A 22,278-nucleotide genomic window follows, 5' to 3' on the forward strand; every position below is an offset into this window, starting at 1 on the left:
CGCAATCAGGCGTGTTTGGCCGGAGTGATCTGCCGAAAACACCGAAGGGCGGCCCCGCGGGAAGCAGGACCGCCCTTCGGCGGAGGGTGGGGAAGGAGGATCAGGTGATCAGAGCTTCGCCCACGCGTCGGTGAGGCTGGTCCGCAGGATCTGCTCGATCTCGTCGAAGGTCGACTGGTCGGAGATCAGCGGCGGGGCCAGCTGGACGACCGGGTCGCCACGGTCGTCGGCGCGGCAGTACAGGCCGTTGTCGAAGAGCGCCTTCGACAGGAAGCCGTAGAGCACGCGCTCGGTCTCCTCGTCGTTGAAGGTCTCCTTGGTGACCTTGTCCTTGACGAGCTCGATGCCGTAGAAGTACCCGTTGCCGCGGACGTCGCCGACGATCGGCAGGTCGCGCAGCTTGCTCAGGGTGCCCAGGAAGCGCGACTCGTTGTCGAGCACGTGCTGGTTCAGGCCCTCGCGCTCGAAGATGTCGAGGTTGGCGAGCGCCACGGCCGAGGAGACCGGGTGGCCGGCGAAGGTGTAGCCGTGCAGGAAGGTGTTGTCACCCTTGTAGAACGGCTCGGCGATGCGGTCCGAGATGATCGTGGCGCCGATCGGGGAGTAGCCCGAGGTCATGCCCTTGGCGCAGGTGATCATGTCCGGCACGTAGCCGAACTTGTCGGCGCCGAACATGGTGCCGAGGCGGCCGAAGGCGCAGATGACCTCGTCCGAGACCAGCAGCACGTCGTGGCGGTCGCAGATCTCGCGCAGGCGCTGGAAGTACCCGGGCGGCGGCGGGAAGCAGCCACCGGCGTTCTGCACCGGCTCGACGAAGACGGCGGCGACGGTCTCGGGGCCCTCGAAGAGGATCGCCTCCTCGACCTGGTCGGCGCACCAGCGGCCGTAGGCCTCGGGGTCGACGGTGCCGTCGGGGCCCTCGAGGTACTGCGGGGCGCGGTAGATGTTGGTGTTCGGCGCCTTGTGGGTGCCCGGCACCAGCGGCTCGAACGGGGCCTTCAGGCCCGGCAGGCCGGTGATGGACAGGGCGCCCTGCGGGGTGCCGTGGTAGGCGATGGCCCGGGAGATGACCTTGTACTTGGTCGGCTTGCCGGTCAGCTTGAAGTACTGCTTGGCGAGCTTCCAGGCGGTCTCGACGGCCTCGCCGCCACCGGTGGAGAAGAAGACCTTGTTCAGGTCGCCCGGGGCGTAGTTGGCCAGGCGCTCGGCCAGCTCGACGGCCTTCGGGTGCGCGTAGCTCCAGATCGGGAAGAACGCGAGTTCCTTGGCCTGCTTGGCGGCGACCTCGGCGAGCTCGGTGCGGCCGTGACCGGCCTGCACGACGAACAGGCCGGCCAGGCCGTCGATGTACTTCCGGCCCTTGTCGTCCCAGATGTAGGTGCCTTCGCCCTTGACGATCGTCGGCACGGGGGAGTTCTCGTACGACGACATGCGGGTGAAGTGCATCCACAGGTGGTCGTAGGCGGTCTTGGAAAGGTCCTTCTGCGCCGGGTCGGCTGTCATCGGGTGCCCCAGGTGTAGGTCTGTTTCCGGAGCTTCAGGTAAACGAAGCTCTCGGTGCTCCGCACGCCGGGAAGCGCGCGGATGCGCTTGTTGATCATTTCGAGCAGGTGCTCGTCGTCCTCGCAGACCAGTTCGGCCAGGAGGTCGAACGAGCCTGCGGTGCAGACGACGTAGTCGACCTCGTCGAGGGCGGCCAGTGCGTCGGCGACGGGCTCGATGTCGCCCTCGACCCGGATGCCGACCATCGCCTGGCGGGTGAAGCCGACGGTGAGCGGGTCCGTGACGGCGACGATCTGCATCACGCCCTGGTCGAGCAGCTTCTGGACGCGCTGTCGTACGGCCGCCTCGGACAGGCCGACGGCCTTGCCGATGGCGGCGTACGGACGACGCCCGTCCTCCTGGAGTTGCTCGATGATCGCCTTGGAGGCGGCGTCGAGGGGAACGCTGGCGTTCCGGTCGCGGTTGGCCACGCCGCAACTGTGCCTGATCGTTCCCACGTTCGCAAGCGAGGAAACTACTGATTTCGTCGCGATCTTGGAAATCGCGTACGGATTTCATTGCGTGGCCGGACTTGGCCTGTCGAACTCGGCAGTAATCCAGCTACCCTGGCCACGGTACGCGCGCTGCTCCGCAGCGCCGCCCGCGTTCCGCCAAACCAGTGGACCGCGCCGCCTCCGGCGCGGCCACTCGGCGCTCTTCGTCCGTCGCACCCGCCGACGTACCATGGCGCCGGAACTGCAACGCCGCAGGCCCAGACCGAGGAGAGACCCGTGAGCGACCTTCGCACGCTGCGTAACTACATCAACGGTGAGTTCGTCGATGCGGCGGACGGCCGCACCCTCGACATCGTGGACCCCACCACCGGTGAGGTCTACGCGACGTCGCCGCTGTCGGGCGCCTCCGACGTCGATGCCGCCATGGCCGCCGCCGACGCCGCGTTCCCGGCCTGGCGCGACGCCACCCCGAGCACCCGGCAGAAGCTGCTGCTGAAGATCGCGGACGCGGTCGAGGCGCGCGCCGACGAGATCGTCGACGCCGAGGTGCGCAACACCGGCAAGCCGCGCGCGCTGACCCTCTCCGAGGAGATCGGCCCGATGGTCGACCAGATCCGCTTCTTCGCCGGCGCCGCCCGCCTGCTGGAGGGCAAGGCCGCGGGCGAGTACATGGACGGGATGACCTCGATCATCCGCCGTGAGCCGGTCGGCGTCTGCGCCCAGGTCGCGCCGTGGAACTACCCGATGATGATGGCCGTCTGGAAGTTCGCCCCGGCCATCGCCGCGGGCAACACCGTGGTCCTCAAGCCGTCCGACACCACCCCGGCGTCCACCGTGCTGCTGGCCGAGATCATCGGCGGCATCCTCAAGGAGCTGGAGCTGCCGGCCGGCGTCTTCAACGTCATCTGCGGTGACCGCGAGACCGGCAAGCTGATGGTCGAGCACAAGACCCCGGCGATGGCCTCCATCACCGGTTCGGTGCGGGCCGGCATCTCGGTCGCCGAGTCCGCCTCCAAGGACGTCAAGCGCGTCCACCTGGAGCTGGGCGGCAAGGCCCCGGTCGTGGTCTTCGAGGACGCCGACATCGCCGAGGCGGTCGAGGGCATCTCCGTGGCCGGCTTCTTCAACGCCGGCCAGGACTGCACGGCCGCCACCCGCGTGCTGGTGCACGAGTCGATCCACGACGCCTTCGTCGAGGCGCTGGCCAAGGCCGCGGCCGAGACCAAGACCGGTGGCGTGGACGACGAGGACGTGCTCTACGGCCCGCTGAACAACGCCAACCAGCTGAAGCAGGTCGTCGGCTTCATCGACCGTCTGCCCTCGCACGCCAAGGTCGAGGCCGGTGGCCACCAGGTCGGCGACAAGGGCTACTTCTACGCCCCGACCGTCGTCTCCGGCCTGAACCAGGACGACGAGATCATCCAGAACGAGGTCTTCGGCCCGGTCATCACCGTGCAGAAGTTCTCCGACGAGGACCAGGCCGTCGACTACGCCAACGGCGTCGAGTACGCACTGGCCTCCTCGGTGTGGACCAAGGACCACGCCCGCGCCATGCGGATGTCGCGCCGGCTGGACTTCGGCTGCGTGTGGATCAACACCCACATCCCGCTGGTCGCCGAGATGCCGCACGGCGGCTTCAAGAAGTCCGGCTACGGCAAGGACCTCTCCTCCTACGGCTTCGAGGACTACACCCGCGTGAAGCACGTCATGACCGCGATCTGAGCGGGTCGTGACCGATCGGAGTTGTATGACCGCGATCTGAGCGGGTCGTGACCGATCGGACCCGTATGACCGCGATCTGACCAATCGTTTGAACTGACAATGGGCCCGGGTCGTTTCGACCCGGGCCCTGTGTCTTGTCACCCTGTCGGCCGATCGCGTGACCGCCTGACAAGATGAACCTGCATTTCGCGGGCGGCACTACCTAGCCTTGCGGCATGAGCATCCCCACCGCTGACTCAGCCGCCGGCCAGGCCGTCAAGGCCGCCGACCGCGCGCACGTCTTCCACTCGTGGTCCGCCCAGGCGCTGATCGACCCCCTCGCGGTGGCCGGCGCCGAGGGCTCCTACTTCTGGGACTACGAGGGCAACCGCTACCTGGACTTCTCCTCGCAGCTGGTGAACACCAACATCGGGCACCAGCACCCGAAGGTGGTCGCGGCGATCCAGGAGCAGGCCGCGAAGCTCTGCACCATCGCGCCCGGCTTCGCCGTCGAGTCCCGCAGCGAGGCGGCCCGGCTGATCGCCGAGCGCACCCCCGGCGACCTCGACAAGATCTTCTTCACCAACGGCGGCGCCGAGGCCAACGAGAACGCCATCCGGCTGGCCCGGCTGCACACCGGCCGGCAGAAGATCATGTCGACCTACCGCTCGTACCACGGCGCCACCGCCAACGCGATCGCCCTCACCGGCGACCCGCGCCGCTGGGCCAACGAGACCGGCGTCTCCGGCGTCGTCCACTTCTGGGGCCCGTACGCCTACCGCTCGAACTTCCACGCCGAGAACGAGGCGCAGGAGTGCGAGCGCGCGCTGCGGCACCTGGAGGAGGTGATCGCGTTCGAGGGCCCGGGCACCATCGCGGCGATCATCCTGGAGACGGTGGTCGGCACCGCCGGCATCCTGATCCCGCCGCCGGGCTACCTGGCCGGGGTGCGGGAGATCTGCGACCGGTACGGGATCGTCTTCATCCTGGACGAGGTGATGGCCGGCTTCGGCCGCACCGGCGCGTGGTTCGCCGCCGACAACTGGGGCGTCACCCCGGACCTGCTGACCTTCGCCAAGGGCGTCAACTCCGGCTACGTGCCGCTGGGCGGCGTGGCGATCAGCGCGGAGATCGCCGCCACCTTCGACGAGCGCCCGTTCCCCGGCGGGCTCACCTACTCCGGCCACCCGCTCGCCTGCGCCTCGGCCGTCGCCACCATCAACACGATGGCGGAGGAGGGCATCGTCGAGAACGCGAAGCGGATCGGCGAGGACGTGCTCGGCCCCGGCCTGCGCGAGCTGGCCGAGCGCCACCCGTCGATCGGCGAGGTGCGCGGCCTCGGCGTGTTCTGGGCGCTGGACCTGGTGAAGGACCGGACCACCCGCGAGCCGCTGGTGCCGTACAACGCGTCCGGCGCCGCCAACGCGCCGATGGCCGAGCTGGCCGCCGCCTGCAAGCAGCGCGGCCTCTGGCCGTTCGTCAACATGAACCGCTTCCACGTCGTCCCGCCGTGCACCGTCACCGAGGAGGAGGCGAAGACGGGCCTCGCGGTGCTCGACGAGGTGCTGTCGCTCACCGACGCGCACACTGTCTGACGTACCGACAGGACGGCCCCGGGTGCCCGTGCGCCCGGGGCCGTCCCACGCCCCGGAGGCCCACCATGTCCCGCACCACCCTCACCCGCCGCCCGGACGGCCGTCGGCGGCCGACCCGTCGCAGCGTGCTCGGCACCGCCGGGCTGCTCGGCGCCACCACCCTGACCGGCTGCGGCATCCCGTCCGCGTACGTCGCCGAGGACCGCCGCTCGGCCCCCGACCGCTCGGAGCAGGAGCAGCGGCTGGCCTTCTCCAACTGGACCCAGTACATCGACACCGACGACGAGGGCCGGCGGCCGACCCTGGACGCGTTCACCGAGCGGACCGGGATCGAGGTCACCTACACCGAGGACATCAACGACAACGACGAGTTCTTCGGCAAGATCGGCCCGGTGCTCACCCAGGGCACCGATCCCGGCCGCGACCTGATGGTGGTCAGCGACTGGATGGCCGGGCGGTACGTCTCGCTCGGCTGGGTGCAGACCATGGACCGGGCCAACCAGCCGAACGTCACGGCCCACCTGGACCCGCAGCTGGCCTCCCCGGCCTTCGACCCCGGGCGCCAGCGCAGCGTCCCGTGGCAGTCCGGGATCACCGGCATCGCCTACAACCGCAAGGAGCTCGGCCGCGAGCTCAGGTCCACCGCCGACCTGTGGGCGCCCGACCTCAAGGGCCGGGTCACCCTGTTCGCCGGGCTGGACGAGGCGCTCGGCCTGCTGATGCTGTCGCACGGCGCCGACCTCGCGGCGTTCACCGACGACGACGCGCACCGGGCGATGGACCTGGTGCAGCGGATGGTCGACGCCCGGCACATCCGCCGCTTCACCGGCAACGACTACACCAGCGACCTGGCCTCCGGTGCCGCGCTGGCCTGCCAGGCCTACTCCGGCGACGCCGTCCAGCTCACCGCCGAGAACCCGGACATCGCCTTCGTGGTGCCCGAGGAGGGCGGCGAGCTCTGGGCCGAGAGCCTGCTGATCCCCAACCGGGCCGGGCACAAGCGCAACGCCGAGCTGCTGATCGACCACTACTACCAGCCCGAGGTGGCCGCCGAACTGGCCGCCGCCGTCCAGTACATCTGCCCGGTCCCGGCCGCCCGCGAGGTGCTGGCGGCCAGCGGGGAGAAGGAGAAGGCCGAGCTGGCGGAGCACCCGCTGGTCTTCCCGACCGAGGAGATGCGCGCCCGGCTGCACACCATGCGCGACGTCACCGCGGCCGAGCGGCCCGGCCTGCACAAGGTCTGGGGCCGCATCACCGGGGTCTGAGCCCCGGGCCGGGCTGCCGCGGGCCGGGTCACCGGTGGGCCCGGCCCGCCGCGGGCCCGGCCTACCGGCGCACCGCGTCCAGCGCGAGCAGGGCGACGTGCAGGGAGAGGCAGGACTCGACCTGGTCGAGGTCGACGCCGAGGATCCGCTCGACCTTGTGCAGCCGGTCGTAGAACGACGGCCGGGACAGGTGCGCGGCGTCGGCCGCCGCGGACTTGTTCCGGCCCTGCTCCAGGTAGATCCGCAGCATCTGCACCAACTGGGAGTTGTGCTCGGCGTCGTGGGCGAGCAGCGGGCCCAGCTCGCGTTCCACGTAGGTCTGCAGCCGGGCGTCGTCGCGCAGCAGGTGCAGTAGGCCGCGCAGCCGGACGTCGGGCAGCCGGTAGTACGCGGCCGCCCGCCCGCCGGGGGCGTCGTGCAGGGCGGCGTCGGCGACCTGGGTGGCCTCCAGCAGCGTGCGCCGGGCGTCCCGGACCGAGCCGACCGACGAGCCGACCGCGATCACCGGCGCAGGGACGGGGGCGGCGTCGCGGTGCGCCTCCGCGGTCAGCCGGCGCAGCGCCGCGGCGAAGGCGTCCAGCGCGGTGTGCTCGTCCTGCTGGGCGCCGAGCGCGATCAGCACGCCCACGCCCTCGTCGTCCAGCGCGCCGACCAGGGCGGAGAGCCGGCAGCTCCGGACGGCGCTCGCCGCCAGCTCGGTGAAGTCGCGCAGCCGGGCCTGCGCCTCCAGGGCCGCGGGGATCGGTCCGCGGCGCTGCCGCAGCACCACGCCGACCAGCCGCCGGCCGTCCAGCGGCACGCCGAGCGCCTGGGCGCGCAGGGCGACCTCGGAGACGGTCAGCGCGTGGGTGAGGATGCCGGACAGCAGGGTGCGGTGGGTCTGCCGCTCCAGGCTCTCCCGGTCGCGGACCACCAGCCGGTTGAGCGCCAGCGCGGAGGCGCCGCGCTCCAGCAGCATGGTGTGCGGGTGGGCGCCGCCGTCCGGCAGCGGCCCGGGGTCCTGCACCAGGACGAGCCGGCCCCAGTCCTGGCCGCGGGCGCCGACGGTGGTCACCAGCCAGCCGCTGCGCGGGTCGTGGCCGGTGCGTCCGGCCGGCCGGACCCCGCGGGAGCGGCGTTCCCAGTCCTCCAGCAGCTCCGTCTCGGGCCGGCCGGAGGCGTCGTGCGCCAGCACCTGGTGGGCGAGGTTCTCCAGGACGACCGGCCCGCCCGCCATCCGGGCCACCTGGCGGACCACCTCGGTCGGTTCGGCGCCCTCCACCACCAGCTCGTTGAAGACCTGGTGGACCGCCTCCGAGATGCGCAGCTGCTCCAGCTGGGCGTTCACGACCAGGGCGTGCACGGCCTCGGTGACGGCGACGAAGCGCAGCTCGCGGCGGAGCGCGATCAGCGGCAGGCCGCGCTGCTCGGCGGCGTGCACCAGGGCGCGCGGCAGGGTGTCGAAGTAGCGCCGGCCGAACTCGATGACCAGCCCGGCGACGCCGACCTCGTCCAGCTCGCGGACGTACCGGGCCAGGCCGTCGCGGTCCTCCGGCAGCGCGATGCCGGTGGTCAGCACCAGCTCGCCGCCCTGCAGGACGCCGGCGACGTCGGGCAGTTCGCTGACGTGGACCCAGCGGACCGGGCGCTCCAGGTGACCGGAGCCGGCGACGACCTGGGGGAGGCCGCGTCGCATCACCTCCAGGTCGAGAACGCGGGCGACGGTGGGGAGCATCGCGGGCCTCCAGGGTTCAGAGTGTCAGGTAAATCATCCCTCGCGGCGACGACCTGTCGCCCTGTGCGAACCCTTGCACCCTGTAAGGCTCTTCGCGTCGAGCTTGTCGAAGTGACCCTTGTCACGCTCGGGCGGCAACGGGCATGGTCAGCGGGTCGGCTGTGGCGGAACACGACATCACCACCGGAATCCGTCGCGTAACCGGAAAGCAACAGCGGGATCCCTTGCCGGGGTAACGCACGGCTGTCAGGATCGCGCTCCTCGGTGATCAACCGGACGGATTCCCCGTAGCCCGGGCACGGCGACTCGACCAGTCGTCCGACGCCGGTACGGGCCCCCGCGCCCGTCGGCACGCACAGCACGACGCAGACCGGCCGGCCGGCACGCCCCCACCGGCGGCCGGCCGCGGGCGACCGAACCACCGGGCACTTGGAGGAACCAGATGGACCTGACCGACTTCGGCGCGGGCGCGCAGTACATCGCGGGCCGGCAGAGCCGGGGCAGCGGTGAGCCCTTCCAGGTCGTCAACCCGGCGGACGGCAGCGTGGTCGAGCAGGTCGCGCTGGCCTCCACCGACCAGGTCGACGCCGCCGTGGCCGCCGCCAGGGCGGCCCTGCCCGGGTGGGCCGGCTCCACGCCGGGCGCCCGCTCCGAGGCGTTGACGCGGCTGGCCGCCGTGCTCACCGACGCCGCCGCGGACCTCGCCCGGGTGGAGACCGCGCAGACCGGCAAGCCGGTCAAGCTCGCCACCGAGTTCGACGTCCCCGGCACCATCGACAACACCGCCTTCTTCGCCGGGGCCGCCCGCAACCTGGAGGGCAAGGCGGCCGGCGAGTACTCCGGCGACCACACCTCGTACGTGCGGCGCGAGCCGGTCGGCGTGGTCGGCTCGATCTCGCCGTGGAACTACCCGTTGCAGATGGCCGCCTGGAAGATCCTGCCGGCGATCGCCGCGGGCAACACCATCGTCCTCAAGCCGGCCGAGCTGACCCCGCTGACCTCGCTGATGTTCGCCAAGGCCTGCACCCTGGCCGGCATTCCGGACGGCGTGGTCAACGTCGTCACCGGCGCCGGACGCACCGCCGGCGAGCACCTGGTCTCCCACCCCGACGTCGCGATGGTCTCCTTCACCGGCTCCACCCCGGTCGGCCGGCGGGTCGCCGAACTCGCCACCGCGACCGTCAAGCGCACCCACCTGGAGCTCGGCGGCAAGGCCCCCTTCGTGGTCTTCGACGACGCCGACCTGGACGCCGCCGTGCACGGCGCGGTCGCCGCCTCGCTGATCAACGGCGGCCAGGACTGCACCGCCGCCACCCGCGCCTACGTGCAGCGGCCGCTCTACGACGCCTTCGTGGCCGGCGTCGCCGAGCTGTTCGGCGCGGTCCGGCTCGGCGACCCGCTGAACCCGCAGACCGACCTCGGCCCGCTGGTCTCGCACGTCCACCGCGACCGGGTGGCCGGCTTCGTGGAGCGCGCCCGCTCCTACGCCACCGTGGTCACCGGCGGGTCCGCCCCCGGGAAGGGCCACGACGGCACCGACCTCACCCGCGGCGCCTACTACCGGCCCACCCTGGTCACCGGCGCCGCCCAGGACAGCGAGATCGTCCAGGGCGAGGTCTTCGGCCCGGTCCTGGTCGTGCTGCCCTTCGACGGCGACGACGAGGGCCTGCGGCTGGCCAACGACACCCCCTACGGCCTGGCCGCCTCCGCCTGGACGAGCAACGTCCACCGCTCGCTGCGGGCCACCCGGGAGATCGCGGCCGGCTGCGTCTGGGTCAACGACCACATCCCGATCATCAGCGAGATGCCCCACGGCGGCTACAAGTCCTCCGGCTACGGCAAGGACATGTCGCAGTACTCGCTGGACGAGTACACCCAGGTCAAGCACGTCATGTTCGACACCACCGCGGTAGCCCGCAAGGACTGGCACCGCACCGTCTTCGGAGACAGATAACCCGGACCGGGTGGACCCCCACACCCCCTTCGCCCCCCAGGAGGCCCGTCCCATGGCGTTCAACGAGCTCACCGACGGTCTGTCGGAACCGGTCCGCAAGGCCTGGGAACGCAGTCTGAGCAGCGGCCGGGCCGCCCTCAGCCGGCGGACCGTGCTGCGCGCCGCCGCCCTCACCGCCGGCGCCGGCACCCTGGCCGCCTGCGGCATCCCGCCCGCCAGGACCACCGGCAGCGGTGACTCCGCCGCGAACGCCGCCAAGGACCTCTCCGACGCCGAGAAGGAGGTGAACTTCTCCAACTGGCCGCTCTACGTCGACACCGACGAGAACGACAAGGAGAAGCACGGCACCCTGGAGGCCTTCACCGCCGCCACCGGGATCAAGGTCAAGTACACCGAGGACGTCAACGACAACGTCGAGTTCTTCGGCAAGGTCAAGCCGCAGCTCGCGGCCGGCCAGGACACCGGCCGCGACCTGATGGTGCTCACCGACTGGATGGCCGCCCGGCTGATCCGCCTCGGCTGGGCCCAGAAGCTCAACCCGGCCAACGTCACCACCGCCATCACCAACGTCGAGGCCCGCTTCCGCGCCCCCGACTGGGACCCGGGCCGGCTCTACTCCTACCCGTGGGCCGGCATCCAGACGGTGATCGCCTACAACAAGAAGGCCACCAAGGGGAAGGAGGTCACCAGCGTCGCCCAGCTGCTGGAGGACTCCGACCTCAAGGGCCGGGTCACCTTCCTCTCCGAGATGCGCGACAGCATCGGCATCACCCTGCTGGACATGGGCAAGGACCCGGCGAAGTTCACCGCCGACGACTACGACGCGGCGGTCGCCCGGCTGCAGAAGGCCGTGGACAACAAGCAGATCCGCCGCTTCACCGGCAACGACTACGGCCAGGAGCTCTCCTCCGGCGACATCGCCGCCTGCGTCGCCTGGGGCGGGGACCTCATCCAACTCCGCGCCGACAACCCGGACATCGAGTTCGTCATCCCGGAGAAGGGCTTCCTGACCAGCACCGACAACCTGCTGGTGCCGGCCAAGGCGCAGCACAAGGCCAACGCGGAGAAGCTGATCGACTTCTACTATCAGCCCAAGATCGCGGCGCAGCTGGTCGCGGGCATCGGCTTCGTCTCCGCCGTCACCGGGATGAAGGAGGAGCTGGCCGCCCTCGACCCGGACAGTGCGGCCAACCCGCTGGTCGTCCCCACCCCCGACATGGCGGCCAAGGCGCACGTGTTCCGGACCCTCGGCGAGACCGAGGAGAGCGGCTTCGAGGACAAGTTCTCCAAGCTCATCGGCGCCTGACCCCCCTGACGGCAGAGAAACCAGAGAGATCCGACCCATGACAGAGCAGCAGCGCCCGGCGGCCACCGGCGGCGACGTCCGCCTCACCGGCATCGGCAAGACCTACGGCTCCTTCACCGCCGTCCACCCGCTCGACCTGACCGTCCCGCAGGGCTCCTTCTTCGCCCTGCTCGGTGCCTCCGGCTGCGGCAAGACCACCACCCTGCGCATGATCGCCGGCCTGGAGGAGCCCACCTCCGGCACCGTCCTGATCGGCGGCCAGGACGTCACCGCCCTGCCCCCGTACAAGCGGCCGGTGAACACCGTCTTCCAGAGCTACGCGCTCTTCCCGCACCTCGACATCTTCGAGAACGTCGCCTTCGGCCTGCGCCGGCGCGGCCGCAAGGACGTCAAGAAGCAGGTCGACGAGATGCTGGAGCTGGTCGAACTCGGCCAGTACGCCCGGCGCAAGCCGCACCAGCTCTCCGGCGGCCAGCAGCAGCGCGTCGCCGTCGCCCGCGCCCTCATCAACCACCCGCAGGTGCTGCTCCTGGACGAGCCGCTCGGCGCCCTCGACCTCAAGCTGCGCCGCCAGATGCAGCTGGAGCTCAAGCGGATCCAGACCGAGGTCGGCATCACCTTCGTCCACGTCACCCACGACCAGGAGGAGGCCATGACCATGGCCGACACCATCGCGGTGATGAACGGCGGCCGGGTCGAACAGCTCGGCGCGCCCGCCGACCTCTACGAGAACCCGGCCACCACCTTCGTGGCCAACTTCCTCGGCCAGTCCAACCTGCTGCCCGCCGACGTCACCGGCAGCGAGGGCGGCGACCTGCTGCTCACCGCCGGCGGCACCCGGCTCGCCGTGCCGAAGGCCCGCTGCGCCACCGAGGCGAAGAAGGTCCACCTCGGCGTCCGCCCGGAGAAGATCACCATCGAGCACTCCTCCGCGGAGATCGCCGACGGCCGCAACCGGCTGGCCGGCACCGTCGTCGACTCCAGCTTCATCGGCGTCTCCACCCAGTACCTGGTCCGCACCGACGGCGGCCAGGAGGTGACCGTCTTCGAGCAGAACATGGAGCGCGACGCCCGGATCGTCCCCGGCGCGCCCGTCGTCCTGCACTGGAACCCGGCGCACTCCTTCGCCCTGGACGCCGCGCAGGCGATCGACGCGGGCACCGCGGAGGAGGCGGCATGACCACCACCACCGAGGCCGCACCGGCCCAGGCGATACCCCCGGACGGCGGCGCGCTGCCCGGGGCCGCGCCCAGGCCGAAGCGCAGGCTCACCCCGTACTGGCTGCTGCTGCCCGGCATCGCCTGGCTGGTCGTCTTCTTCGCGGTGCCGATGGTCTACCAGGGCTCCACCTCGCTGCAGACCGGCACCCTGGAGGACGGCTTCCGCGTCACCTGGCACTTCGCCACCTACTGGGACGCCCTGGTCGAGTACCGCTGGCACTTCGTCCGCTCGTTCGGCTACGCGGCCACCGCGACCGTGCTGTGCCTGGCGATCGGCTACCCGCTCGCCTACACCATCGCCTTCAAGGCGAGCAGGCGCTGGCGCAACGTCATCCTGATCCTGGTGATCGCGCCGTTCTTCACCAGCTTCCTGATCCGCACGCTGGCCTGGAAGACCATCCTCTCGGACGGCGGCCCGGTGGTCGGCGCGCTCAACGCCCTGCACGTCCTGGACGTCACCGGCGCGCTCGGCCTCACCTCCGGCGACCGGGTGCTGGCCACGCCGCTCGCCGTGGTCTGCGGCCTCACCTACAACTTCCTGCCGTTCATGATCCTGCCGCTGTACACCTCGCTGGAGCGGATCGACCCCCGCCTGCACGAGGCGGCCGGCGACCTCTACGCCCGCCCCTTCACGACCTTCCGCAAGGTGACCTTCCCGATCTCGCTCCCGGGCGTGGTCGCGGGCACGCTGCTCACCTTCATCCCCGCCTCCGGCGACTACATCAACGCCCAGCTGCTCGGCTCGCCGAGCGAGCAGATGGTCGGCAACGGCATCCAGAAGCAGTTCCTGAACGTGCTCGACTACCCCACGGCGGCCGCGCTGAGCTTCATCCTGATGGCCCTGATCCTGGGCATGGTGACGGTCTACATGCGTAAGGCCGGGACGGAGGAACTGGTCTGATGTCCCGAGTGATCAAGTGGATCCGCGCCCACCTGGTGGTGCTGGCCGGCCTGCTGGCCCTGGCCTACCTGATCCTGCCCAACCTGGTGGTGCTCGCCTTCTCGTTCAACAAGCCGGTCGGCAAGTTCAACTACGAGTGGAACGAGTTCTCCACCGACGCCTGGACCGACCCGTGCGGCGTCGCCGACATGTGCCAGTCGCTCTCGCTGAGCCTCCAGGTCGCGGTGCTCGCCACCATCGGCGCCACCGTGCTCGGCACCATGGTCGCCTTCGCCCTGGCCCGCTACCGCTTCCGCGGCCGCTCGGCCACCACCGCGATGATCTTCCTGCCGATGGCCATGCCCGAGGTGGTGATGGCCGCCTCGCTCGGCACCCTCTTCCTCAACATGCGCATCCCGTTCGGCTTCACCACCATCCTGATCGCGCACATCATGTTCTGCCTCAGCTTCGTGGTGACGGCGGTCAAGGCGCGCGTGATGAGCATGGACCCGAGGCTCGAACAGGCCGCCCAGGACCTCTACGCGACCCCCGTCCAGACCTTCCTGCGGGTCACCCTGCCGCTGGCCGCCCCCGGCATCGCGGCCGGCGCGCTGCTCAGCTTCGCGCTCTCCTTCGACGACTTCATCATCACCCAGTTCAACTCGGGCCCGACCACGGTCACCTTCCCGATGTTCGTCTGGGGCGCCTCGCAGCGCGGCATCCCGGTGCAGGTGAACGTCATCGGCACCGCGATGTTCATCGCCGCCGTCGCGCTGACCGTCGGCGGCCAGTGGCTCGGTAACCGCCGGAAGGCCACCGCCTGACGTACCGTCGTCGCACGGTGGCCGCACAACCGTCATCTATCCGCAGAAAGTGGCTGATAATGCATGGATTCCGCCCGCGCACTCAGTGACGCCAGGCCCACCCCCTTCTGGCTGGAGGACCCGGGCCGGCCGGCGGCACTGCCCGCCCTGGTCGGCGACACCACCTGCGACCTGCTGGTCGTCGGCGGCGGCTACTCCGGCCTGTGGACCGCCCTCATCGCCAAGGAGCGCGACCCCTCGCTGGACGTCGTGCTGGTCGAGGGCAACGAGGTCGGGTGGGCCGCGTCCGGGCGCAACGGCGGATTCTGCGCGGCCAGCCTCACCCACGGCTTCGGCAACGGCCTGCAGCGCTGGCCGGCCGAACTCGCCCAGCTGGAACGCCTCGGTGCCGCCAACCTGGACGGCATCGAGGCCACCCTCAAGCGGTACGGCATCGACGCCGAATGGGAGCGCACCGGCGAGATCGACGTCGCCACCCAGCCCCACCAGGTCGAGGAACTCCACGAGGTCGCCGAGGCCGCCGCCCGGTACGGCTTCGACCTCACCGTCCTGGACGCCGACGAGCTGCGCGCCGAGGTGAACTCGCCGACCTTCCTCGGCGGCCTCTGGGACAAGGAGGGCGTGGCGATGGTCCACCCCGCCAAGCTCGCCTGGGGCCTCAAGGACGCCTGCCTGGCCCAGGGCGTGCGGATCTTCGAACACACCCGGGCCACCGGCCTGCGGGAGCACGGCAGCGGCATGGCCGTCCGCACCCCGTACGGCCGGGTGTTCGCCCGCCGCGTCGCGCTCGGCACCAACGTCTTCCCGTCCCTGCTCAAGCGGGTCCGCCCGTACGTCGTGCCGGTGTACGACTACGCGCTGATGACCGAACCGCTCAGCGACGAGCAGCTCACCGCCATCGGCTGGCGCGGCCGGCAGGGCCTCGGCGACAGCGCCAACAAGTTCCACTACTTCCGGCTCTCCGCCGACAACCGCATCCTCTGGGGCGGCTACGACGCCGTCTACCACTACGGCGGCCACGTCCGGCACGAGTACGACCAGCGGCCGGAGACCTTCCGCACCCTCGCCAACCACTTCTTCCGCTGCTTCCCGCAGCTGGAGGGACTGCGCTTCACCAACGCCTGGGGCGGCGCGATCGACACCTGCAGCCGGTTCTCGGCCTTCTTCGACACCGCCCACCGGGGCAAGGTCGCCTACGCGGCCGGGTTCACAGGGCTCGGCGTCGGCGCCACCCGGTTCGGCGCCGAGGTGATGCTCGACCTGCTGGCGGGGGAGCGGACCGAACGCACCTCGCTGGAGATGGTGCGCAGCAAGCCGCTGCCGTTCCCGCCCGAGCCGGTGCGCTGGGCCGGCATCGAGATCACCACCCGCTCGCTGGAACGCTCGGACCGCAACGGCGGTCACCGCAACCTCTGGCTGCGCACGCTCGACCGGCTGGGGCTCGGCTTCGACAGCTGACCGCCGCCCGGCACGTTCCTCCGGGTGTACCCGTGTAAGAGAGACCCGCCGTCCGCCTCTCGAAGGTGACGGCGGGTCTCTGCTTCCCGTCGCGCGACGACCGGCACGAGGCGCCGGGGAACGGGGACAGGACATGGAGACCACCGCACTGCACTGGCTCGCCCAGGCGGCACCGGACCCGGAGGCCTTCCGGGAGCGGTGGGAGCGCACCGGACTGGGCCTGATGCTGCTGCCCGCCGGTCGGCGCTGGGACGTCCTCTCGGTGCCCGGCCGGCTCGGCCGTCCGGTCCTCGGCATCCTGGACGGTGCGTGCGGACCGGTCCTCACCGACTCCGGCGGTGAGAGCACCGGCTTCCTCGTCCCCGTCGGCACGGCAGCCCGGTGGGTCGGCACCGGTGTGCGCACCGCGGGCGAGGGCACCTGGATCGTCGTCCCGCACCCCGGACGGCGCAGCCGGGGCGTCCGCTGGCTGGTCCCGCCCGACGGCTCCGGGCGGCTCAACGACCCCGTCGTGCTGGAGCTCGCCCTCCACGAGGCGGCGGCCCGGCTCACCGGCTGGTGAGGCGGCGGGCGGAGCGGCCGGTGCGAGGCTGCGACGGTGCACTGGCAGTCGCGCAGGCCGTGCACGGGCAGTCGCGGGGGCGGTGCGCCGGAAGCCGGCGGGGGCGGGGAGCCGGGTGCGGTCCATGGGCCGGGCGGTCGCGCGGCGCGCCGGGCGCGTCAGACTGGAAGCGTGACCACCGCGCCCGACGCCCTCGACGCGTCCCTCCGCCCGGGTCCGGCCCAGCTGCGGCTCGCCGAGCTCGCGGTGCCCGTCTGCGACCGGCTCGGGCTCGTCCTCGCCGGCGGGCACGCGCTGCGCGCACACGGCGTGCGGGCCTGCGCCCAGGACGGGCTCACCCTGGTGACCAGCGGCGGCACCGACCTGCCCGCGGCCGCCGCCGAGCTGGCCGAGGCGTACCGGGCCGCCGGCGGCGGGGTCGCCGAGCGCCCGGGAACGCCCCGGCTGGAACAGCTCTCCGTCCGGCTGACCCTCGGCGGGCGGACGCACACGGTGGAGCTGCGCAAGGAACCGCTCGGCCACCGTCCGGTCCGGGTGGACCTCGGCGTGCCCGCGCCCGGCGAGCCGACGGTGACGATGACGGCCGTCGCCCTGGAGGACGCGGCCGCGCTCACCACCGCGCTGCTCGCCGACCGGGGCCTGCCCCGCGACCTGATCGACGTGCACGCGCTCACCGCCTGGTACCGGGAGGGCGGGCTGCTCGCGCTGGCCGGGGCACTCGACGCGGACTTCCAGCCCGCCGTGCTCGCCGACCGGCTTGAGACGCTGGCCGAGGCCGCCGACGGGCGGTTCCGCGCCCGGGGTCTGCCCGGCGGTGCGGTCGACGGGCTGAAGCGGTGGGCGCTGGCCTGGGCGCAGGACCTGCGGCTGGACCTGCTGGAGACACAGGAGGCGGCGGACGGGCTGCACGACCCGTACCTGGAGGACGTCGATGGCGGCGATGGCGGCGAGGACGTGGACGGCGTCGAGGACGTCGAGGACGTCGGAGACGAGGCCGGGGACACCGAGGATGCGGGCCGGGAGCCGGGGGAGGGCTGAGTGGGGAGGCCGTTCTTCGCCCGTTCGGCCCAGCTTCCCGACGACCTGTAAGGCTGAATCCCCGATCCCCGTCAGCCTGTTCGTTGAGGCGCGGGGCGGCGGCCACCAGACTGGGTGGTGAACGCGGTTAGCCCCGTGATCCCGTCGCCCGGCCCACCAGCGGGCGGCGCCACACAAGGGACCGGCGGCAGGATGCCGCCCGGGACTTCGGAGGCAGACGGACTTGAGCAAGCACATCATCCACTGGATCGGCGGCGAGCCGGTCGCCACCGCCGGCGGCGCTCCCCGCCGCGGCGACATCTTCGACCCGGCCACCGGCCAGGTCGCGGGCCACGTCGACTTCGCGGAGATCGCCGAGGTCGACCAGGCCGTGGCCGCCGCCGCCTCGGCCTTCACCGAGTGGCGCAACGCCTCGGTGGCCAAGCGCAGCACGGTCCTGTTCAGCTTCCGCGAGCTGCTCAACGCCCGCCGGGACGAGCTGGCCTCGATCATCGTGTCCGAGCACGGCAAGGTGCACTCCGACGCGCTCGGCGAGATCGCGCGCGGTCTGGAGGTCGTCGAGTACGCCTGCGGCATCCCGCAGCTCCTCAAGGGCGGCTTCACCGAGCAGGCCTCCAGCGGCATCGACGTGTACTCGATCCGCCAGCCGCTCGGCCCGGTCGCGATCATCTCGCCGTTCAACTTCCCGGCCATGGTGCCGATGTGGTTCTTCCCGATCGCCATCGCGGCCGGCAACACCGTCGTGGTGAAGCCCTCGGAGAAGGACCCGTCCGCCGCCAACTTCCTCGCCGAGCTGTGGAAGGAGGCCGGCCTCCCGGACGGCGTGTTCAACGTCGTGCACGGTGACAAGGTCGCCGTCGACCGCCTGCTGGAGCACCCCGACATCAAGTCGGTCAGCTTCGTCGGCTCCACCCCGATCGCCCGCTACGTCTACGAGACCGGCACCCGCTACGGCAAGCGGGTGCAGGCGCTCGGCGGCGCGAAGAACCACATGCTGGTCCTGCCCGACGCCGACCTCGACCTCAGCGCCGATGCCGCCATCAACGCCGGCTTCGGCGCGGCCGGCGAGCGCTGCATGGCCGTGTCGGTGCTGGTCGCGGTCGACCCGATCGGCGACGAGCTGGTCGAGAAGATCAAGCAGCGGATGGCCACCCTCAAGGTCGGTCCCGGCTGCAACGGCGATTCCGAGATGGGCCCGCTGGTCACCGGCCAGCACCGCGACAAGGTCACCTCCTACGTGGAGTCCGGTGTCGCCGACGGCGCCGAGCTGGCCGTCGACGGCCGGAAGCACCCGATCGCGGCCGAGGACAAGAACGGTGCCCCGACGGCGGACGGCTTCTGGCTCGGCCCCACGCTGTTCGACCACGTGAAGCCCGGCATGTCCGTCTACAACGACGAGATCTTCGGCCCGGTGCTCTCGGTCGTGCGCGTCGCCTCGTACGAGGAGGGCGTGGCCCTCATCAACGCCAACCCGTACGGCAACGGCACCGCCATCTTCACCAACGACGGCGGCGCGGCCCGGCGCTTCCAGCACGAGGTGGAGGTCGGCATGGTCGGGATCAACGTGCCGATCCCGGTGCCGGTCGCCTACTACTCGTTCGGCGGCTGGAAGGCCTCGCTGTTCGGCGACACCCACGCGTACGGCCCGGACGGCGTGCACTTCTTCACCCGCGGTAAGGCCGTGACCCAGCGCTGGCTCGACCCCTCGCACGGCGGCATCAACCTGGGCTTCCCGACCAACAGCTGAGCCTGCGCTCCGGGGCCCCACCCCCGGAGCCGACGGCCGACGGCCGGACCTCTTCCCCCTGGAGGTCCGGCCGTCGTGCTGCCGCCCGGCGGCGGTGGCCCTGGTGGCGGTGCGTCGTCCGTGGTGTGCCGTCCGCGGTGCGCGGGCTCAGACGGTCGCGCCGTTGCGGCCGACCTCGCGCCGTACCTTGGCGCGGACCGCCCGGGACACCACCGGCCCGAGGCCGTCCACGACCTCGACCAGCACGCCCAACCGGTCCAGTGCCGTGAACGCGGCCGCCGCCGCCTGCGGGTCCACGCCCTCGTAGAGCTCCAGACCGACGAACGCCCCGGTCACCGTGCGGGCCAGCCCGGGGAGGTCGAGGAACTCGGCGAGCGGATGACCGGCGAAGAGCCGGTCCAGCACCCGCTCGATCTCCTCCGTCCACATCCGCAGGGCGTCGGCCGACGCCTCGGCGAGCTGCGGCTGCCCGGTCGACCCGGCCAGGAACTGCCCGAGCAGGGCGACGTTCCCGTTGGCGCGCTCCTGCTCGTGCAGCCCCTGCCCGAGGCCCAGCAGCTCACGCAGGGAGCCCGCCGCCGCGAAGTGCGGCCGGTACTGCTCCAGCCGCTGCGCGGTCTCGCGCAGTGCGGCCGCCGCCAGCAGCCCCTCCACCGTCTTGAAGTGGTAGAACACCAGCGCCTGGTTGGCCCCGGCCTCGCCGGCGATGCTGCGCGCGGAGGCCCCGGCGATTCCCTGCCGTTTGACCACGCTGATGGCAGCCTCCATCAGCCGCTCGCGTGTGTCGCTCATGCGGGGCAGCGTATCGGCCCCGCGCCGGCGCCCGGCCTTCCCCTCGGTCACGGGACCCGCTCCGTCCGCGGATCCCCGGTACCCACGGTGGTCCGCTCGCCCACGGTGGTCCGCTCGCGCACGATGCCCCGGTCCTCACGCGTGGGCGGACTCATGCGCGGGCGGACTCCCGGACCGGGCGGACGTGGTTCGGGATGCCCTCGGCACCGACCAGCGGGTACTCGGCGGTGAACCAGCCCTGGTACCCCATCACCAGGCCGATCAGCGGGTTGGTCACCCGCACCTGGATCCGGAACCGCCCGGCCTCGTCGTCGAACCACTCGTGCAGGTCCGCCCGGCCGGTGAGCACCGACGGCCAGCGCGGCGAGCCCGGGAGCCCGGTGAGCCGCTGCTCGCCCGAGGAGATCACCAGGCCGCCCCGGGCGGTGACCCGCGGGTGGAGGTCGACCGCGAGGTGCTGGTGCGTGCCCAGGAAGTCGACGACCGTGCCCGGGCGGTCGCTCGAACCGATCATGGTCGCGTCGAAGCGGCGGGGCCGGGTGAACTGGAAGGTCCGTACGAAGGTGACGGTCTCCCGGCCGAAGCCGTCCCGGTAGGCGTAGTTGGCGATGGTGAAGGGCACGTTCCGCCCCTCCTCCGGGAAGAGGATGTTCTGCCGGCTGCCGATCCGCAGGAACGGCGCCAGCCAGTCGGCGCCCCGGCGGATGCGCTCCATCCGGCCGGTGCCGATGCAGGCGATGCCGTCCTCGCTGGAGAAACCGAAGCGGCGCTGAAGCTGAGGGTGAAGGCGGTCGAAGTCGGCACCCATGGCCTCGCGGAAGATCGACCGGCCGGGGCCGGCGGCAGCTCTGGTGCCGGTGGGGGCGGTGGTGACGGGCGAGGGTTCCACAGTGATGGTCACGGGGTCTCCAGGGTGTCGAGCAGCCGGGGTGGACGGGCGGGACGGGCGCGCTCCGGCCGTCTGGCACAGCGCCGGGCCGCCGGGGTGAGGGCGGACGGTGGAACGAGGAGCGAGAGGAGGAGAACGAGGAGCGCACAGCCGGCTCCCGTGAGGGCACCGGCTCGGCCCCCCGTCACGGCGTCGGCCAGGGCGCCGGCCACGGCGGCGCCACCGACCCGGGCGGCCGCCTCGCCGGCGGCGCGGCGCAGGGAGCGTTCGGGCGGCACACCGTGTTCGGCCCAGAGCCGGAGGCGGTCGAAGGACCACGCCGTGAGCCAGCCGACGAAGGGCCGCACGAACCAGCGGTCCAGCCAGGCCCCGCCCGGTACGCGCCAGCCCCGGTAGTCGTAGCCCGTGACGAAGAGGACGGATTCGCCGGTGGGGGAGCCGGCCGGGGTGTACCGCCAGTACCCCGAGCCCTCCTGGAGCGGCGACAGCCCGCCGTCGGCAGCGAACCGCAGGGCGCTGATCCGTGAGCCGTCCGGCCGGTGCCGCTCGGCGGTGGTCACCCCGGTGCCGGTGAGGGCGGGCCCGACGGGCAGGCCCAGCCAGTACCGGAACCGGACCACGCCGCGGTGGTCCGGAGCGTCCCCCTCGTGCACGTCCTCCGCGTACCGGATGCGGGTGAACCGGGCGTCCCAGCGTTCATGGGCCTCCGGCACCTGGGTGAGTTCCCAGAGCACGTCCATCGGTGCACGGATCCGAGCCTCGACGTAGATCGGCCTGGCCGACCGTCCGTGAGCAGGCATGACTCTCCCCCGAGGTAGGCGTTTGAGCGACTGCTCAAGTGCGATGGCGGCATGATGGCAGATGTTTGAGCAGTCGCTCAAGGGTTTCCGGCGGACAGCCGGCGACTCGGAGGTGTTTGCATCGGCCAGTCGATCGGCGTAGTGTTCCCTAGTCGCTCGGCAGGGAGCACCGGACACGCATCGGCGCGGACGGTCCCGGAGCGGCCAATCCTTGGAAACACCACACCCCGGTTCGGGCTGGGTCGCGTCGTGCCTTTTTGGCTTTGCGACCCGGGTCTGTTGTGGCGTGTTCGTTTATATGGATTGCGGCTGGATTCGCCTTTCGGAGCGGAGATCGGCTAGAGTTTGAAACGTCGGACGGGGCATCAAGCCGCAGAAGACACCAGCGAGTTGGATGAACGAAGCGCCGGAAACGGAGCGGAAAACATCTGGTAAGCTGGGAACACGAAAGAACGAAGCGCCCGGAGGGCCCGCTGGAAGGCGGTCCGAAGGAAGTGTCCGTTCCTTGAGAACTCAACAGCGTGCCAAAAGTCAAC

Annotated in this window: 18 protein-coding genes; 12 read left to right on the forward strand and 6 right to left on the reverse strand. The window is 71.5% G+C overall.

Translation table 11 applies throughout. From position 1 onward, the window contains the following. Positions 1-108: 108 nt before the first annotated feature. Positions 109-1,503, reverse strand: a complete 1,395-nt coding sequence (locus tag ABZ885_RS10895) for an aspartate aminotransferase family protein (protein WP_360186265.1) — start codon at positions 1,501-1,503, stop codon at positions 109-111. Continuing rightward, the gene (locus ABZ885_RS10900; protein WP_030306695.1) at positions 1,500-1,973 is read right to left on the reverse strand and encodes an Lrp/AsnC family transcriptional regulator; all 474 of its coding nucleotides are present in this window, start codon (positions 1,971-1,973) and stop codon (positions 1,500-1,502) included. Before ABZ885_RS10900 ends, ABZ885_RS10895 begins: the two co-directional genes overlap by 4 nt. 300 nt (positions 1,974-2,273) lie before the next feature. Between ABZ885_RS10900 and ABZ885_RS10905 the strand changes: the two genes are divergently transcribed. The 3 genes from ABZ885_RS10905 to ABZ885_RS10915 all read left to right on the forward strand — a co-directional run bounded on the left by ABZ885_RS10905 (position 2,274) and on the right by ABZ885_RS10915 (position 6,558). Then, on the forward strand, positions 2,274-3,719 hold the full coding sequence (locus ABZ885_RS10905) for a gamma-aminobutyraldehyde dehydrogenase (RefSeq protein ID WP_360186267.1): 1,446 nt from the start codon (positions 2,274-2,276) through the stop codon (positions 3,717-3,719). 215 nt (positions 3,720-3,934) lie between these two features. Continuing rightward, entirely contained in the window at positions 3,935-5,293 is a 1,359-nt protein-coding gene (locus ABZ885_RS10910; RefSeq protein ID WP_360186270.1) for an aspartate aminotransferase family protein, read from the forward strand. A 65-nt stretch (positions 5,294-5,358) separates the two neighbouring features. Then, on the forward strand, positions 5,359-6,558 hold the full coding sequence (locus ABZ885_RS10915; RefSeq protein ID WP_360186273.1) for a spermidine/putrescine ABC transporter substrate-binding protein: 1,200 nt from the start codon (positions 5,359-5,361) through the stop codon (positions 6,556-6,558). A 61-nt stretch (positions 6,559-6,619) separates the two neighbouring features. Here ABZ885_RS10915 and ABZ885_RS10920 read toward each other — a convergent pair whose 3' ends face one another. After that, a complete protein-coding gene (locus tag ABZ885_RS10920; RefSeq protein WP_360186276.1) occupies positions 6,620-8,272 on the reverse strand; it encodes a PucR family transcriptional regulator ligand-binding domain-containing protein in 1,653 nt (550 codons plus the stop codon). A gap of 442 nt (positions 8,273-8,714) precedes the next feature. Here ABZ885_RS10920 and ABZ885_RS10925 point away from each other — a divergent pair, with 442 nt between their 5' ends. From ABZ885_RS10925 to ABZ885_RS10965, 9 genes are all read left to right on the forward strand, one after another. Beyond that, on the forward strand, positions 8,715-10,226 hold the full coding sequence (locus ABZ885_RS10925) for a gamma-aminobutyraldehyde dehydrogenase (protein ID WP_360186279.1): 1,512 nt from the start codon (positions 8,715-8,717) through the stop codon (positions 10,224-10,226). Between the two features lie 52 nt (positions 10,227-10,278). Continuing rightward, positions 10,279-11,532 carry a spermidine/putrescine ABC transporter substrate-binding protein gene (locus ABZ885_RS10930; RefSeq protein ID WP_360186282.1) on the forward strand — a complete coding sequence of 418 codons (1,254 nt, stop codon included), beginning with the start codon at positions 10,279-10,281 and terminating at the stop codon, positions 11,530-11,532. A gap of 37 nt (positions 11,533-11,569) precedes the next feature. Beyond that, positions 11,570-12,712 (forward strand): ABC transporter ATP-binding protein, encoded by a 1,143-nt coding sequence (locus ABZ885_RS10935; protein WP_360186285.1) that lies wholly within the window; start codon positions 11,570-11,572, stop codon positions 12,710-12,712. Next, positions 12,709-13,653 carry an ABC transporter permease gene (locus tag ABZ885_RS10940; RefSeq protein WP_360186288.1) on the forward strand — a complete coding sequence of 315 codons (945 nt, stop codon included), beginning with the start codon at positions 12,709-12,711 and terminating at the stop codon, positions 13,651-13,653. The genes ABZ885_RS10935 and ABZ885_RS10940 overlap by 4 nt, the downstream gene beginning before the upstream one ends. Beyond that, positions 13,653-14,456: an ABC transporter permease gene (locus ABZ885_RS10945; protein ID WP_360186291.1), complete on the forward strand. Its 804-nt coding sequence runs from the start codon at positions 13,653-13,655 to the stop codon at positions 14,454-14,456. Before ABZ885_RS10940 ends, ABZ885_RS10945 begins: the two co-directional genes overlap by 1 nt. Positions 14,457-14,519: 63 nt before the next feature. Further along, positions 14,520-15,914, forward strand: coding sequence for an FAD-dependent oxidoreductase (locus ABZ885_RS10950; RefSeq protein ID WP_360186294.1), 1,395 nt, complete (start codon positions 14,520-14,522; stop codon positions 15,912-15,914). Between the two features lie 133 nt (positions 15,915-16,047). Further along, positions 16,048-16,476, forward strand: a complete 429-nt coding sequence (locus tag ABZ885_RS10955) for a hypothetical protein (protein WP_360186297.1) — start codon at positions 16,048-16,050, stop codon at positions 16,474-16,476. 171 nt (positions 16,477-16,647) lie between these two features. Further along, positions 16,648-17,514, forward strand: coding sequence for a hypothetical protein (locus ABZ885_RS10960; protein WP_360186299.1), 867 nt, complete (start codon positions 16,648-16,650; stop codon positions 17,512-17,514). A 223-nt stretch (positions 17,515-17,737) separates the two neighbouring features. Next, positions 17,738-19,261, forward strand: coding sequence for a CoA-acylating methylmalonate-semialdehyde dehydrogenase (locus ABZ885_RS10965; RefSeq protein WP_360186302.1), 1,524 nt, complete (start codon positions 17,738-17,740; stop codon positions 19,259-19,261). Between the two features lie 147 nt (positions 19,262-19,408). Here ABZ885_RS10965 and ABZ885_RS10970 read toward each other — a convergent pair whose 3' ends face one another. From ABZ885_RS10970 to ABZ885_RS10980, 3 genes are all read right to left on the reverse strand, one after another. After that, positions 19,409-20,053 carry a TetR/AcrR family transcriptional regulator gene (locus ABZ885_RS10970; protein ID WP_360186305.1) on the reverse strand — a complete coding sequence of 215 codons (645 nt, stop codon included), beginning with the start codon at positions 20,051-20,053 and terminating at the stop codon, positions 19,409-19,411. Positions 20,054-20,204: 151 nt separating this feature from the next. Further along, positions 20,205-20,954, reverse strand: a complete 750-nt coding sequence (locus ABZ885_RS10975; RefSeq protein WP_360186308.1) for a DUF4166 domain-containing protein — start codon at positions 20,952-20,954, stop codon at positions 20,205-20,207. Next, positions 20,951-21,742 (reverse strand): hypothetical protein, encoded by a 792-nt coding sequence (locus tag ABZ885_RS10980; RefSeq protein ID WP_360186311.1) that lies wholly within the window; start codon positions 21,740-21,742, stop codon positions 20,951-20,953. Before ABZ885_RS10980 ends, ABZ885_RS10975 begins: the two co-directional genes overlap by 4 nt. Positions 21,743-22,278 lie beyond the last annotated feature (536 nt).

Source organism: Kitasatospora sp. NPDC047058 (assembly GCF_040643935.1).
Lineage (GTDB): Bacteria > Actinomycetota > Actinomycetes > Streptomycetales > Streptomycetaceae > Kitasatospora.

Bases quoted from the DNA above. Each gene is read 5' to 3' on its own strand.
- ABZ885_RS10895 (WP_360186265.1), bottom strand. From the start codon at position 1,503: ATGACAGCCGACCCGGCGCAGAAGGACCTTTCCAAGACCGCCTACGAC.
- ABZ885_RS10910 (WP_360186270.1), top strand. From the start codon at position 3,935: ATGAGCATCCCCACCGCTGACTCAGCCGCCGGCCAGGCCGTCAAGGCC.
- ABZ885_RS10915 (WP_360186273.1), top strand. From the start codon at position 5,359: ATGTCCCGCACCACCCTCACCCGCCGCCCGGACGGCCGTCGGCGGCCG.
- ABZ885_RS10920 (WP_360186276.1), bottom strand. From the start codon at position 8,272: ATGCTCCCCACCGTCGCCCGCGTTCTCGACCTGGAGGTGATGCGACGC.
- ABZ885_RS10925 (WP_360186279.1), top strand. From the start codon at position 8,715: ATGGACCTGACCGACTTCGGCGCGGGCGCGCAGTACATCGCGGGCCGG.
- ABZ885_RS10930 (WP_360186282.1), top strand. From the start codon at position 10,279: ATGGCGTTCAACGAGCTCACCGACGGTCTGTCGGAACCGGTCCGCAAG.
- ABZ885_RS10935 (WP_360186285.1), top strand. From the start codon at position 11,570: ATGACAGAGCAGCAGCGCCCGGCGGCCACCGGCGGCGACGTCCGCCTC.
- ABZ885_RS10940 (WP_360186288.1), top strand. From the start codon at position 12,709: ATGACCACCACCACCGAGGCCGCACCGGCCCAGGCGATACCCCCGGAC.
- ABZ885_RS10945 (WP_360186291.1), top strand. From the start codon at position 13,653: ATGTCCCGAGTGATCAAGTGGATCCGCGCCCACCTGGTGGTGCTGGCC.
- ABZ885_RS10950 (WP_360186294.1), top strand. From the start codon at position 14,520: ATGGATTCCGCCCGCGCACTCAGTGACGCCAGGCCCACCCCCTTCTGG.
- ABZ885_RS10955 (WP_360186297.1), top strand. From the start codon at position 16,048: ATGGAGACCACCGCACTGCACTGGCTCGCCCAGGCGGCACCGGACCCG.
- ABZ885_RS10970 (WP_360186305.1), bottom strand. From the start codon at position 20,053: ATGAGCGACACACGCGAGCGGCTGATGGAGGCTGCCATCAGCGTGGTC.
- ABZ885_RS10980 (WP_360186311.1), bottom strand. From the start codon at position 21,742: ATGCCTGCTCACGGACGGTCGGCCAGGCCGATCTACGTCGAGGCTCGG.